At 57.6% G+C, this 11,595-nt stretch carries 11 protein-coding genes; 7 read left to right on the plus strand and 4 right to left on the minus strand.

The window, feature by feature from the left end; genetic code table 11:
* Nucleotides 1–50: 50 nt before the first annotated feature.
* Nucleotides 51–1,097 (minus strand): LacI family DNA-binding transcriptional regulator, encoded by a 1,047-nt coding sequence (locus tag TRM7615_RS17380; protein ID WP_108789830.1) that lies wholly within the window; start codon nucleotides 1,095–1,097, stop codon nucleotides 51–53.
* Nucleotides 1,098–1,285: 188 nt separating this feature from the next.
* On the opposite strand from TRM7615_RS17380, the gene TRM7615_RS17385 reads away from it, so the two are divergent.
* The 5 genes from TRM7615_RS17385 (at nucleotide 1,286) to TRM7615_RS17405 (ending at nucleotide 7,157) form a co-directional block, all read left to right on the plus strand.
* Nucleotides 1,286–2,791, plus strand: a complete 1,506-nt coding sequence (locus TRM7615_RS17385; RefSeq protein WP_207775245.1) for a sugar ABC transporter ATP-binding protein — start codon at nucleotides 1,286–1,288, stop codon at nucleotides 2,789–2,791.
* Nucleotides 2,788–3,804 (plus strand): ABC transporter permease, encoded by a 1,017-nt coding sequence (locus tag TRM7615_RS17390; protein WP_108789832.1) that lies wholly within the window; start codon nucleotides 2,788–2,790, stop codon nucleotides 3,802–3,804. Before TRM7615_RS17385 ends, TRM7615_RS17390 begins: the two co-directional genes overlap by 4 nt.
* Nucleotides 3,805–3,927: 123 nt before the next feature.
* Entirely contained in the window at nucleotides 3,928–4,881 is a 954-nt protein-coding gene (locus tag TRM7615_RS17395; protein WP_108789834.1) for a substrate-binding domain-containing protein, read from the plus strand.
* Nucleotides 4,882–4,950: 69 nt separating this feature from the next.
* Nucleotides 4,951–6,006: a sugar phosphate isomerase/epimerase family protein gene (locus tag TRM7615_RS17400; RefSeq protein ID WP_108789836.1), complete on the plus strand. Its 1,056-nt coding sequence runs from the start codon at nucleotides 4,951–4,953 to the stop codon at nucleotides 6,004–6,006.
* The gene (locus tag TRM7615_RS17405) at nucleotides 6,006–7,157 is read left to right on the plus strand and encodes a Gfo/Idh/MocA family protein (RefSeq protein WP_108789838.1); all 1,152 of its coding nucleotides are present in this window, start codon (nucleotides 6,006–6,008) and stop codon (nucleotides 7,155–7,157) included. Before TRM7615_RS17400 ends, TRM7615_RS17405 begins: the two co-directional genes overlap by 1 nt.
* Before the next feature lie 132 nt (nucleotides 7,158–7,289).
* Here the strand turns inward: TRM7615_RS17405 and ald are convergent, their stop codons facing one another.
* Entirely contained in the window at nucleotides 7,290–8,405 is a 1,116-nt protein-coding gene (gene ald, locus TRM7615_RS17410) for an alanine dehydrogenase (RefSeq protein ID WP_108789840.1), read from the minus strand.
* 138 nt (nucleotides 8,406–8,543) lie between these two features.
* Between ald and TRM7615_RS17415 the strand changes: the two genes are divergently transcribed.
* Complete coding sequence (locus TRM7615_RS17415; protein WP_108789842.1) at nucleotides 8,544–9,002, plus strand: Lrp/AsnC family transcriptional regulator; 459 nt, start codon at nucleotides 8,544–8,546, stop codon at nucleotides 9,000–9,002.
* On the opposite strand, the gene TRM7615_RS17420 is transcribed toward TRM7615_RS17415, so the two are convergent.
* Nucleotides 8,999–9,685, minus strand: coding sequence for a CPBP family intramembrane glutamic endopeptidase (locus TRM7615_RS17420; RefSeq protein ID WP_165821467.1), 687 nt, complete (start codon nucleotides 9,683–9,685; stop codon nucleotides 8,999–9,001). The genes TRM7615_RS17415 and TRM7615_RS17420 overlap by 4 nt on opposite strands.
* Before the next feature lie 427 nt (nucleotides 9,686–10,112).
* Here TRM7615_RS17420 and ppk2 point away from each other — a divergent pair, with 427 nt between their 5' ends.
* Nucleotides 10,113–11,003 (plus strand): polyphosphate kinase 2, encoded by an 891-nt coding sequence (gene ppk2, locus TRM7615_RS17425; RefSeq protein ID WP_370739828.1) that lies wholly within the window; start codon nucleotides 10,113–10,115, stop codon nucleotides 11,001–11,003.
* On the opposite strand, the gene TRM7615_RS17430 is transcribed toward ppk2, so the two are convergent.
* Nucleotides 10,997–11,578: a TetR/AcrR family transcriptional regulator gene (locus tag TRM7615_RS17430; RefSeq protein WP_108789846.1), complete on the minus strand. Its 582-nt coding sequence runs from the start codon at nucleotides 11,576–11,578 to the stop codon at nucleotides 10,997–10,999. The two genes, ppk2 and TRM7615_RS17430, sit on opposite strands and share 7 nt — an antisense overlap.
* Between the last annotated feature and the right edge of the window lie 17 nt (nucleotides 11,579–11,595).

The raw sequence follows: 11,595 nt of genomic DNA on the forward strand, positions 1-11,595 counted from the left end.
TAACTGCTTTGCTAGTTGCTGTGTCACGCGTCTTTTGCAGCGTGTCGGGCTCACCCGCGGCCGACGGGTCCACAGCTTTCGCGAACAACAAGATCGCCGTGCATCATTATCTCAGAGTTGTCCAAGTTCTTGCCCTCAAGCTTGTCCAGTAAGAGGGTCATGGCTTGCGCGCCGATCATTGTGCGGGGTTGTCGAATGGTCGTCAGCGCCGGAGTAATGTTGCTTGCAAACGGAATGTCATCGAACCCAATGACGGAAAAATCGCGAGGGACGTCAAAGCCGCGCAGTCGCAGTGCTGCAATGACGCCGATTGCTGTGTTGTCATTGAAGCAGAAGAACGCGGTCGGCAGAGTGTCCTTTATGAACAGGCGTTCTACGGCTGCACGCCCGCCTTCGCTGGATCCATCGCCTTCCATACGCCAATCCGTCAACTCTTCGGCACATTCAGCAAGACCCAGACGGTACCCTGTGTGGCGGCGTTCGGACAGGACATCCCCGACGCCACCGCTAACAAACACGATCCGCCGATGACCCAATGAAACCAGATACTCGGTTGCCATCTTCGAGGCGGCGACATCGTCCACACCAACAAAACTGCTTTCGGCCGTTTCCAGGGGGCGTCCAGCTGCGACCGTTGGGGGCAGCTTGATGCCGGGATTTTTGGGTGTCCCTGCCACGGGCTCGTGACCGGTCAGCAAGACAAGACCATCCGCGACACCCGTTGCCAAGAAACGCATGTGGTTCTCTTCGAGTGAGATGGCGCCTTCGGTGTTGCCGATCAGAACACCGTATCCTCGCGCGTGTGCTTCTTTTTCCAAGCCAATCAAGATGCCGGGAAAATTTGGATCAGCGATAGAGGGCGTCAGTACCATGACCATCTTTGACCGCTGCATGCGCAGGTTTTGCGCCATGACATTGGCGGTATAGCCAGTACGCGCAATTGCGTTGGTCACTTTCTTGCGGGTGCTTTCCGCGACCTTCTCAGGGTTTCGAATCGCGCGGCTCACAGTGGCAATGGAAACGCCCGCAAGCTTGGCGACGTCTTCGATCGTTGCAGATTTTTTGGTCGGAAGCGTCACGTTTGGCACGCCTGTCATCGTTGGTTTTTTGTCTATGCGCCATAAGCGCTTAAGGGGCTTATACCCGCATTATCCCGTGCTGAAAAGGTTTACATCTTGCTATGTAAAGGTTTACACAATGTATGAAAAGGTTTACACACGCCAATCAAGGACCTCACAAAGAGGTGAAATACTAGGGAGGAGTCGACGTGCCGGATGGCTTGTCAATAAGTACGCCGATTTTGTCGGCGGACGGGATCAGCAAATCTTTTGGATCGGTTCCGGTATTGTTCAGCGTCAGCATGGACATTCGCGCCGGCGAGGTGCACGCGCTGATCGGAGAGAATGGTGCGGGCAAGTCGACCTTGATGAAGATCCTGTCAGGCTTTCTGCAGCCGACATCAGGGCACATTCGCGTCGAAGGTGTGGACACGGAACTCCCCGGCAATGGCTTGTCCGAGGCCCTTGGGATCGTGCTTATCCATCAAGAGCTTAATCTGGCCGAGCAGATGACCGTCGAAGAAAACGTATTCCTCGGTCGAGAGCTCCAGAGCCGGGGCGTGCTGGACCGGACGGCAATGCGGGCCGCCGTGCACGGGTTCCTTGACGACATTGGTCTGGACATCTCACCCCAGGATCGCATTTCGCAACTGTCGATCGCTCAGAAACAGATGGTCGAGATCGTCAAGGCGATGAGCCGCGATGCGAAGGTCCTTATCATGGACGAGCCAACCGCCGTGTTGACCGAGGCCGAAACAGAGCTGTTTTTTGCGCAGGTCCGCCGATTGAAGGAACGTGGAACCGCCATTGTTTTTGTCTCTCACAAGCTGGCCGAAGTCAGTGCGATTTCGGATCAGGTCACGGTGCTAAGGGACGGACAATGGATCGGCACACATGCCACCAAGGACCTGACACCGGACAGCATGGCGCAGATGATGGTCGGGCGTGAATTGAGCGATCTTTACCCACCGATGAACGAGGTGGATGTGGATGCAGACCACCTGTTGTCCGTACAAAACCTGACGGCGCCTGGCGTACATGACGTCAGCTTTGATCTCAGAAAGGGAGAGATTCTGGGGTTCTCGGGGCTGATCGGAGCAGGGCGGACAGCCGTGTTCGAAGCGATTTGCGGGCTGTCATCAAGACGTAGTGGTTCTATCGAATTCGACGGTGCGTCTGCGACCTTCGATTCCGTTGCCGCAGCACGAGACGCAGGCGTCGTTTACCTGACCAAGGATCGAAAGGAGAAGGGCCTGCTTCTGGGGCAGAAGATGCGACCGAATTTGTCGCTCTTTGCCCTGCCCAAATTTGTAAAGGGGCTGAGCCTGGATCAAAAAGCCGAAGATGCTGCGCTGGAACGCGCTATCCGGCGGTTTGATATCCGTGCACGGGATCCAAATGTGAACGTGGGCGATCTGTCAGGGGGCAACCAGCAAAAGCTGTTGTTGGCCAAGGTGATGGAGTGCGATCCGCGCATTCTGATTATCGACGAGCCGACACGCGGGATCGACGTTGGAACCAAGCAGCAGATTTATCACTTCATCGCGGCCATCGCCGCAGAGGGTGTCTCTGTCGTCGTTATCTCTTCGGAAATGCCCGAAATCATAGGACTTTGCCACCGTGTGGTGGTGATGCGCGAAGGTGAAATTACCGGCATTTTGACCGGCGAAGACATCAATGAATCCGAAATCGTGCGCTATGCCGCAGGACTGAAGCGGGAGCGTCAACAATGACCGAGACAGCCATGAGTACAGCCAAGAGCAGCAAACTGAACGGTTTTGACTTGAAAACAGCAGGTCCAGCCATTGCGCTCCTGATCCTGTGCGTGATCGGGTTCCTTCTCAATCCGGCGTTTCTGAGCGAGGGTAATATCACCAATTTGCTGACCCGCTCGGCCTTTATCGGGATCATTGCGGTGGGGGCAACGTTTGTGATCACGGCAGGCGGAATTGATCTGTCGGTCGGTTCGATGGCCGCGGTCATCGCGGGCGTGATGATCATTGTCATGAATGGGGCAGTGGACACATTCGGGACAGGCCTGACCACAGTGCTCATTGGGTGTGGATGCTCGATCATCCTTGGCCTGGGGGCGGGCCTTGTGAACGGGCTGCTCACAACCAAAGGCAAGATCGAAGCCTTTATCGTTACACTTGGCACCATGGGCATATACCGTTCGCTCGTGACGTATTTTGCAGACGGCGGAACGTTGTCGCTGAATTATGACATCCGTGGTGTGTATCGCCCGGTGTACTACGAAAGCTTTCTGGGCCTGCCGATACCCGTCTGGGTGTTCATCATCGTGTCTATTGCGGGTTGGTTCCTGATGAACCGCACGGCGTTTGGTCGCTACTGCACGGCCATCGGTTCCAATGAAAGCGTCGCCAAGTACTCGGCCATCAAAGTCGATCGCGTAAAGACGCTGACCTATGTGATCCAGGGGCTCTGCGTGTCCTTGGCCACCATCATCTATGTGCCGCGTCTTGGATCTGCTTCGTCCTCGACCGGTGTCCTGTGGGAGCTGGAGGCGATCGCGGCCGTGATCATCGGGGGCACTGTCCTGAAAGGCGGGTACGGGCGGATTGGCGGCACAATTCTGGGCGCGTTGATCCTGACCACCATAGGCAACATTCTGAACTTCACCGACATGATCTCGAACTATCTGAACGGGACCATGCAGGGCCTCATCATCATCATCGCGGTCTGGCTGCAGCGCGGGGATTGGGGCCGCAAAACGTCGGCGGACTAAGGGCCGACACAAAACACACGAAGGAGTTTCTCGCACTGACATGTGCGAAAGAACCGGGCGCCACCGGAGAGGAGAGGTGCGCCCAAATCAGAGGGAAGTCAAAGGACTTGTAGGGAGGAAAACATGAAGACCTTTAGAAAAATCGGCGCTCTGGCCACGGTGGCCACCATCGCCTTCACGGGCTGGGCAAGCGCAGAAAACATCAAGATCGGCGTCAGCTATCCGACACCGACCCACGCTTGGGCGGCAGGTATGAACTGGCACGCGGAAAAGGCCGAAGAGCGTCTGGAAGCGCTTTATCCGGACGTCGACCTGATCCTGGTGAATTCGCCAGATCCAAGCGCGCAGGCCAGCGCGTTGGAAGATCTAATGTCAGTCCATCAAATTGATGCGCTGGTGGTACTGCCATTTGAATCCGAGCCGCTCACTGACCCGGTGCTGAACGTCAAGAAATCCGGTGCGCTGATCACCGTTGTGGACCGTGGTCTGAGCCAGCCGGGTATTGAGGATATTTATGTCGCCGGCAACAACCCCGAGCTTGGGCGCGTGTCTGCCCAATACATGAAGGGGCGCCTGAAGGAAGGCGACAACATCGTCATCCTGCGCGGTATTCCGACGCTGATCGACAACGAGCGCTTTGACGCCTTCATGGCAGAAATCGAAGGGTCCGGCATCAATGTCCTGGATCACAAACACGCCAATTGGAACCGCGATGATGGGTTCGAAGTGATGCAGGATTTCCTGTCGCGCTTCCCGGACATCGACGCGGTTTGGGCACAGGATGATGACATTGCAATTGGTGTTGTGGCCGCGCTGAAACAGGCAGGTCGCGATGGCAATGGCATGTTCGTGGTTGGCGGTGCCGGCATGAAAGAAACGATCAAGGGGATCATGGACGGCAATGAACTGGTGCCGGTGGATGTGCTTTACCCGCCTGCGATGATCGCAACCGCGATGGATGTGACAGTTGCCGCATTTAAATCCAATGGGCCGGTTGCCGGGCGTTACATCTTGGGTGCGACCCTGATCACGCCCGAGAACGCGGCCAGCTTCTACTTCCCGGACTCGCCCTTCTAAAGCGCGTTTCGGGTACCAGGGAAGAGGCCCATCTCCCAAGGGGCCTCTTCCCAAGAGAGGAGAAGAACCATGCAGACCATCAAAGGCCCCGCGTTGTTCCTGGCCCAGTTTGCCAGCGACGACGCCCCCTTCAACTCGTGGGGCACCATCACCAAATGGGCCGCCGACTGTGGCTACAAGGGGGTGCAAGTGCCCAGCTGGGACGACCGCCTGTTTGACCTTGGTCGTGCCGCCAGCTCGCAATCCTATTGCGAAGATCTGGTCGGTGTCGCACGCGAGAACGGTGTCGAGATTACGGAGCTGTCCACACACCTGCAGGGCCAGCTTGTGGCCGTGCATCCGGCCTATGACGAATCCTTTGACGGATTTGCCGCCCCGCAGGTGCGCGGCAATCCAAAGGCGCGCCAAGCCTGGGCTGTCGAGCAGGTAAAGCTGGCGATTACGGCAAGCTACAATCTGGGCATTACATCACACGCGACATTCTCCGGCGCTTTGGCGTGGCCCTACATCTATCCGTGGCCACAGCGACCGCCTGGTTTGGTCGAAGCAGCCTTTGATGAGCTGGCCAAGCGGTGGCGTCCCATTCTGGATCATGCGGATCAGATGGGCGTGGACATCTGTTACGAAATCCATCCGGGCGAAGATCTGCACGACGGCGTGACGTTCGAGATGTTCTTGGAGCGGGTCGACAACCATGCGCGTTGCAACATGCTCTATGACCCCAGTCATTTCGTGCTGCAATGCCTCGACTACGTCGGCCACATTGATGACTACGCCGACCGCATCAAGATGTTCCACGTCAAGGATGCCGAGTTCAATCCGACCTCGAAGCAAGGTGTTTATGGCGGCTATCAAAGTTGGGTGGATCGCGCGGGACGCTTTCGCAGCTTGGGCGACGGGCAGGTCGATTTTGGGGCGATTTTCAGCAAGATGGCCGCCAATGATTTTGACGGCTGGGCCGTTGTGGAATGGGAATGTTGTCTCAAACATCCCGAAGACGGAGCCCGCGAAGGCGCGGCGTTTGTCCGCGATCACATCATCCGCGTCACGGAAACCGCCTTTGACGACTTCGCTGACGGAGGCACCGACGATGCAGCCAACAAACGCATGCTGGGGATATCGTGATGAGTGAGTTTCAAAGACCAATCCGCCTGGGCATGGTGGGCGGCGGTAACGACGCATTTATCGGTGCGGTACACCGTATCGCCGCCCGCATCGATGGCCAATATGAACTGCTCGCCGGCGCTTTGTCGTCGACACCAGACAAGGCACAGGCCTCGGGCAAAGCCCTTGGGCTGGCCTCCGACCGCACCTATGACGACTTCAAGTCCATGGCGATCCGCGAAGCGCGGCTGAAGGACGGGATCGAGGCCGTGGCAATCGTGACCCCCAATCACATGCACATGCCAGCCGCACGCGAGTTTCTGAAACGCGGCATTCACGTGATCTGTGACAAGCCGCTGACCTCCAACTTGGCCGACGCCCGCAAGATGGCGCAGGCAGTTGAGAAATCGGACGCGCTTTTCATCCTCACGCACAATTACACCGGCTATCCGCTGATGCGCCAGGCACGCACCATGATCGCCAACGGCGATCTTGGCGATATCCGTGTGGTGCAGGTGGAATACCCGCAGGACTGGTTGACCCAAGCACAACCCGAGGACAACAAACAGGCCAGCTGGCGCATCGATCCGGCCCGCTCAGGCGCGGGCGGTTCCACCGGCGACATCGGCACGCATGCCTTCAACCTTGCCTGTTTTGTCACCGGCCTGACACCGGACAGCCTTTGCGCCGACATCCAGAGTTTCGTCAAAGGACGACAAGTCGACGACAACGCGCATGTCATGTTGCGCTTTCAGGAAGGCGCCCGAGGAATGTTGTGGTGCTCTCAGGTTGCGCCAGGCAATGAGAATGGTCTGAGACTTCGGGTGTACGGGGCCAAAGGTGGGATCGAATGGGAACAGGAAGCCCCCAATGTGATGCGCCATACCGTCTTTGGTGAACCAACACGATTGCTCACACGGGCGGGCTCTGGTGCGGACGGGCAACCCGAGCATCTTGTCCGAACCCCCGGAGGTCATCCCGAAGGGTATTTGGAAGGGTTTGCAAATATCTATCTCGAAGCAGCCACTTGCATTCGCGCAAAACAAGAAGGGCGAGATATGCAAAACGAGACCCTTTTGCCGGGGCTTGCAGATGGTCTGATGGGCATGAGGTTCATCGATGCCTGTGTCCGCAGTTCAGCCCGCAATGCGGCGTGGATTTCTCTGCAATAACAGTTCGTGAAACGGAAATGCTGAGCAACGGTTGCCAGAGGTCTTGCCTGTCTTGTCGGGCGGGACGCGAGCCGCAGAAAAAAAGCCCCGGCATGCAGGCCGGGGCTTAGGTCGTTAAATGCGACTGCTATTTTACTTGATCACCAGTTGCGGTGACACAACGTCGATGCCCAAGGCTTTGCCAACCGCATAGTAGGTCAACTGACCTGCATGAACGTTCAGGCCATTCAGCAGGTGCGGGTCCTCGGCACAGGCTTGTTTCCAGCCTTTGTTCGCCAGGTTCAGCATAAAGGGCAGCGTCGCGTTCCCCAGAGCCTGGGTCGACGTGCGGGCCACCGCGCCGGGCATGTTGGCGACGCAATAGTGCATCACGCCATCGACTTCATAGATCGGATCGGCATGCGTGGTTGCTTTGGAGGTCTCGAAACAACCACCCTGGTCGATGGCCACGTCGACCAAAGCTGCGCCGGGCTTCATCTCGCTCAGCTGCGCGCGCGACACCAATTTCGGAGCTTCGGCGCCGGGGATCAGAACTGCGCCGATGACCATATCGGCCTCGCGCACCAACTCGGCGGTGGCGCCTGCGGTGGAGTACTGGTTCTTGAAGTCACGACCAAAGACGTCGTCGAGGTACTTCAGACGGTTCAGCGACCGGTCCAGAACGGTGACGTCTGCACCCATGCCTGAGGCGATCTTGGCGGCATGGGTGCCCACGACACCGCCGCCGATGACCACAACCTTGGCCGGGGCCACGCCCGGAACACCACCCATCAGAACGCCACGACCACCGTTGGCCTTTTGCAGGGTCCACGCGCCGACCTGCGGGGCAAGGCGGCCAGCAACCTCAGACATTGGCGCCAGCAGAGGCAGGCCGCCACGATCGTCGGTTACGGTTTCATAGGCGATCGCAGTACAGCCCGAGGCCAGCAGGTCGTGTGTCTGATCCGGATCGGGGGCCAGATGCAGATAGGTGAACAGCAGCTGGCCTTCGCGCAGCATTTTGCGCTCGCCCGCCTGGGGCTCTTTGACTTTCACGATCATGTCGGCAGCGGCAAAGATCTCCGCCGCAGTGTCGATGATCGCTGCACCGGCCGAGACGTAATCCTCATCCGTGAAGCCGGCACCAGCGCCTGCACCTTTCTGGATGATCACCTCGTGGCCGTGGTTGACCGCTTCGCGAGCGGCGTCCGGCGTCATGCCGACGCGGAATTCCTGGGGTTTGATTTCTGTGGGGCACCCGATTTTCATTGCGATTCCTCCGTTCACAATCTGCCTAAATTATGTGCAGACTTGGGCCGCAATTTTTCTGAAACCCCCCTCGTATACCGCGGTATTTTTGGGATAATATCGCGCCAATGAGATGAAACACGCAAAGGACGTGCGCCAATGAGCTTAGATGCAACGGATCGGCGGATCCTCAGGGCGTTACAACGCAAGGGGCGGATGTCCAATGCAGAGTTGTCGGAACAGGCCAATCTGTCTCCATCCGCCTGCCATAGGCGCGTTCAGCGGCTAGAAGCAGACGGCTACATCCGTGACTACGTGGCGCTTCTCGATCCACGCAAGCTGGGTGTACCGACAACGGTGTTTGTCGAGATCACCTTGCAAGGGCAGGCGGACGAGGTTCTGGATGCGTTTGAAAAGGCGGTTGGCCGAATCCCGGATGTGCTGGAGTGTCATCTAATGGCTGGAACGGCGGATTACATCCTGAAGGTCGTCGCCGAAAACACCGAAGATTTCGCGCGTATTCACCGCCAACATCTGGCCCGACTGCCCGGTGTGGCGCAGATGCAAAGCTCTTTTGCCTTGCGCACAGTGTTCAAGACCACTGCGCTGCCTGTTTAGGCAGGGCCGGGGTATGTGAAGAACAGCAGGTGTGTAAGGTTGAAGCCGAAGTGGATGAGAACCGCATAGCGCATGCGCCCGCCATACCATTGTCCCAAACCACATGCGGCACCAAGCAAGGTCGCAAAGACCACCACCGCTGGACCCGCTGGAAAATGCACCAGGCCAAATAGCAGGCTGGCAGCGGCGATGCCTCCGGCCATCCCAATGCGTGCCGTCAGCGCCTTTTGCAGAAAGCCGCGAAAGAAGGCCTCTTCTGTCAGGCAGGTCATCAAAAGATTGACCAACGCAAAGAGCATAAACCAATCGGGCAGGCTGAACTCGATCGCCAAGGCACCAGAAGCGATGGCCAAGGGAAAGAGCGCAACGGCCAGAGCCACCGAGAGAAGCAGAGGCACCGTTTGCCGGTGGCGGTCCTGTTCCAACAACGGGCGCCAAGCTAGCAATAGGGCAAAAAACACCAACGGTTTGTCGGCGTTCAGGTGCAGGGTGAAGAGGCCGCTGTTTGGTCCCGAAAGGACATTGTCCAACATAATGGGATTGTTGAATCCGGGAAACAGATGTGCGCCCATGGCCAATGACCACAGCACTAGGGTGCTCCATCCTGCGATAGCCAATGGCCCCGAAGCGGTGCGGAGCCAAGCGGCCAGACCTAAGCCCAAGATCACGGCGATCATGGCCATAGTGGATATGATGCCTGTCAAGGCGGCGACGCATATCCATGCTGCAAGCAAAACAAATGCCGCGCGTCGGAGCCCGACCCACCCGCAGCCAAGAGCACCCAACAAAATCAGCCACGGCCATAGCTGGGGAAGATTTGACAGCAGATGGGTCATGCCGCTCCCTATAGCTTTTTCAGTCTCTCCCGCCCCACGTTGATCAAAATCAATGCGTTGGCAAGCATTTGCCTGCAAACAAATTGCGGTTGTGTTGATCTGCCAGCCATATCATCATGTCTTGTCTCAAGCCTGCCGTTGATTGTTGGCCAAGTGAGATGGTGGTGGCCGTATTGAAGGCCGACACCAAAGCGTTACCTGATCTTTGTATTGGGTGTTTGTTGAATTGAAGGAAGGAACCGGCCCCGTGACCGAGGAATCTAACACATCTGCAATGGACTGGTTGGAAGCCGAGTTGGAGGACACGCTGGACGAGGATTTTGAAATCGAGTTCAGCGAACCGATGCTGTCGATGGAAATCCGCAAGATCTATCGCGCACAGCATCCCGAGATGCTCGACCGCAAAGTGTATTTCCGCAACCTGCTGCGCCTGCAGGCCGAATTGATCAAGCTGCAAGACTGGGTGCAGCACACCGGCCAGAAGGTTGTGATCCTGATGGAGGGGCGCGATTCAGCCGGCAAGGGTGGTGTGATCAAACGGATCACCCAACGCCTGAACCCGCGTATTGCCCGTGTCGTTGCGCTGCCTGCGCCCTCACGTCGCGAACAAAGCCAATGGTATTTCCAGCGTTATGTGCCGCACCTGCCTGCGGGTGGTGAAATCGTTCTGTTCGACCGGTCGTGGTACAATCGCGCCGGGGTCGAACGGGTCATGGGGTTTGCCACCGACGACGAGGTCGAGGCGTTTTTCCGCGACGTGCCTGAATTTGAGCGGATGCTGGTGCGGTCGGGGATCATTTTGCTGAAGTACTGGTTCTCGATCACCGACGAAGAACAGCAATTGCGATTCCTGATGCGCATCCACGACCCGATGAAACAGTGGAAGCTGTCCCCGATGGATCTGGAAAGCCGCATTCGGTGGGAACAGTACACCAAGGCCAAGGAAGAGATGTTCGAGCGGACCAACATCCCCGAAGCGCCGTGGTACATTGTTGAAGGCAACGACAAAAAGCGCGAACGGTTGAACTGCATCGAGCACCTGCTGACGCAAATCCCGTATGAGGATGTACCAAGCGAAAAGGTCGATCTGCCGGATCGCAAGTACAACCCGGAATACGAGCGCCAGTTTCTGCCTGACGAGCTTTACGTGCCCAAGGTCTATTGATCCGGCGTCAGGGTCAGAACCCGGCAGGCACTGTCGATCAAGGCCTGTGCATGCGTGCGCGGGTCTTCGGCGTGTCGACCCGATAGCCATGCCCGGCAAAAGATTTGGGCCGGGCCGATCAGCTGAGCAAAGAACATCATCTCGGGCATCGGGTGCAAGGCTCCGGCTTTGGCCAATGGTGCGCGCCAAGTTGCCAGACTTTCGGCGAGTTTGGCGTTTTCACTGGCTTGTTCCGCGCGGATGTTGTCCAGCCATTCAGGCCGAGCATGTTCAAACAGAAACCGTGCCAACGGGCCGGATGTGACCACCCACTCCAGATGCGCGGTGATCAGCGCCGCGATCCCGTCCTGTGCCGTCTTGGGCAGATCGGCCACCAGTGCTGCGTGATAGTCCTTGAGCGCCAGCAGATAGATGTCCGCGCATAGGCTGTCGCGGGTTTTGTAGGCGTGAAAGAAGCTGCCGTTGGATATGCCCACTTCTGCTCTGATCTGCGCGATCGAAGTCGCCGCGATGCCGTGTTCATCGAACAGGCGAAGAGCAGCGGCTTGGATCAGCTCCTTGGTCGTGGAGGACATGGGTTGTGCTATCACCG

It is taken from the genome of Falsiruegeria mediterranea M17 (genome assembly GCF_900302455.1).
GTDB lineage: Bacteria > Pseudomonadota > Alphaproteobacteria > Rhodobacterales > Rhodobacteraceae > Falsiruegeria > Falsiruegeria mediterranea.

What these genes read in the sequence shown, in the direction of transcription:
- TRM7615_RS17420 (WP_165821467.1), bottom strand. Translation starts at nt 9,685, where the DNA reads ATGGCCATGATCGCCGTGATCTTGGGCTTAGGTCTGGCCGCTTGGCTC.
- TRM7615_RS17400 (WP_108789836.1), top strand. Translation starts at nt 4,951, where the DNA reads ATGCAGACCATCAAAGGCCCCGCGTTGTTCCTGGCCCAGTTTGCCAGC.
- TRM7615_RS17415 (WP_108789842.1), top strand. Translation starts at nt 8,544, where the DNA reads ATGAGCTTAGATGCAACGGATCGGCGGATCCTCAGGGCGTTACAACGC.
- TRM7615_RS17390 (WP_108789832.1), top strand. Translation starts at nt 2,788, where the DNA reads ATGACCGAGACAGCCATGAGTACAGCCAAGAGCAGCAAACTGAACGGT.
- ald (WP_108789840.1), bottom strand. Translation starts at nt 8,405, where the DNA reads ATGAAAATCGGGTGCCCCACAGAAATCAAACCCCAGGAATTCCGCGTC.
- TRM7615_RS17430 (WP_108789846.1), bottom strand. Translation starts at nt 11,578, where the DNA reads ATGTCCTCCACGACCAAGGAGCTGATCCAAGCCGCTGCTCTTCGCCTG.
- TRM7615_RS17405 (WP_108789838.1), top strand. Translation starts at nt 6,006, where the DNA reads ATGAGTGAGTTTCAAAGACCAATCCGCCTGGGCATGGTGGGCGGCGGT.
- TRM7615_RS17395 (WP_108789834.1), top strand. Translation starts at nt 3,928, where the DNA reads ATGAAGACCTTTAGAAAAATCGGCGCTCTGGCCACGGTGGCCACCATC.
- TRM7615_RS17380 (WP_108789830.1), bottom strand. Translation starts at nt 1,097, where the DNA reads ATGACAGGCGTGCCAAACGTGACGCTTCCGACCAAAAAATCTGCAACG.
- ppk2 (WP_370739828.1), top strand. Translation starts at nt 10,113, where the DNA reads ATGGACTGGTTGGAAGCCGAGTTGGAGGACACGCTGGACGAGGATTTT.